The organism is Actinosynnema sp. NPDC023658, from assembly GCF_040639995.1.
GTDB lineage: Bacteria > Actinomycetota > Actinomycetes > Mycobacteriales > Pseudonocardiaceae > Actinosynnema.
Genome location: NZ_JBFAAX010001276.1, coordinates 1 through 1419, shown reverse-complemented (window position 1 = coordinate 1419; position 1419 = coordinate 1). Strand labels below are relative to the sequence as shown.

The window sequence follows — 1419 nt, the reverse complement described above, 5'->3', positions numbered from 1 at the left end:
CTGCGCCACCCTGTCATCTCCGACCTCATCGCGGTGGCGGAACCGCTCACCCGGCCGTTCGGCTTCCACGGCACGGTCAACCACCGTCGCCGCTACGAGCGCCTCTCGCCGTGGCCGGGCGGTTTCGTCGTGATCGGTGACGCCGCGTGCACGTTCAACCCGGTGTACGGGCACGGCATGACGGTGGTGGCGCGGCTGGCGGTCGCGCTGCGGGACGGCCTGGCCCGGCTCGGCACCGGCGGCCGTGCGGCCGAGCGGCTGCAACGGGACTTCGCGCGCGTGATGGACGACGCGTGGGGCATGGCCGTCACGCAGGACCTGCGCTACCCCGGCACGACCGGGTCGAGGCGCGGTCCGCTCGCGCGCCTGCGGGAGCGCTACCTCGACCGGCTGGTCCTGGCGTCCACCGGGCGACCGGCCGTCACGCGGGCGCAGATCGACGCCTACACCCTGTCCACGCCGCTGCGGAAGCTCGTGCTGTCACCGCGCGTCGTGGTGGGCGCGCTGCTGGGGCCGGGTCGCCCGCCGGCGACCGACCCGCCGTTCACCGAGGCCGAACGGCAGGTCCTGGCCCACCTCGACGGATCGCGGTGACCAGCGCCCGCGGCGTCGGCGTGGCTCGCGCGCGGGATCGCTAGGATTCGTTAGCGAGGCTAGCGAAATGTGTGGCCCGCTCGGGTTCTCCTCGGCGGGAGGGATGGACGTGGCGCAGACGCTCGAGGCCGTCGAGGTCGCCGGACCCCACCGGTGGCGGTGGGTGCTCAGCGCCGAGTCGGGGCGGGTGCTGGCCGACCACCAGGTCGACCTCGACGTGGGCACCGCCGAGTACGAGGCGTTCTGCGACCTCGTCGGGCACCTCGACCGGCACCGGCTGCCGCACGACCCGATCGGCTCGGAGACCGCCGCCGTCGACCGCGTCGCCACCTGGATCAGCGAGCGCGTCTTCGGTGACGCGCTGCTGGGCCGGTTGTCCGGGTCGGTGCGCGTCCTGGTGCCGCGCGACGCGGAGTTCCTGCTGTCCCGGCCGCTGGAGCTGGCGCGGATCGACGGCGTTCCGCTGTCCCGCAAGCAGATCAGCCTGATCTACGAGCCCGCCGACCTGGACGTCCCCGAGGACAAGGAGGACGTCGTCGGCAGCGTGCGGGTGCTGGCGCTGTTCTCCATGCCCGCCCGCTCGTCGGTGCTCGCGCTGCGGCGGGAGCGGTACGAGTTGGCCCGGACCGTCCGGACGATCGCGGCGAAGTCCCGCAAGGCGATCGAGCTGCGTGTGCTGCAGTACGGGGTGACGCGGGAACGGCTCGCCGAGGCCGTCGAGGAGTACCCCGGGTGGGACGTGCTGCACGTGTCCGGGCACGGCGGGGTGGGCGCGCTGGTGCTGGAGCAGGCCGACGGCGAACCCGACGTGTTCTCCAGCGACGA

1 protein-coding gene and 1 pseudogene are annotated in these 1419 nt (G+C 73.7%); both read left to right on the top strand.

Features of this window, described 5'->3' with window-relative positions; all coding sequences use genetic code 11:
• Positions 1–594 (top strand): annotated as a pseudogene (locus AB0G02_RS40225) (hypothetical protein); the annotation flags it as partial.
• A gap of 109 nt (positions 595–703) precedes the next feature.
• The coding region (locus AB0G02_RS40220; protein WP_360805805.1) for a hypothetical protein at positions 704–1419 on the top strand (716 nt) is incomplete at its 3' end.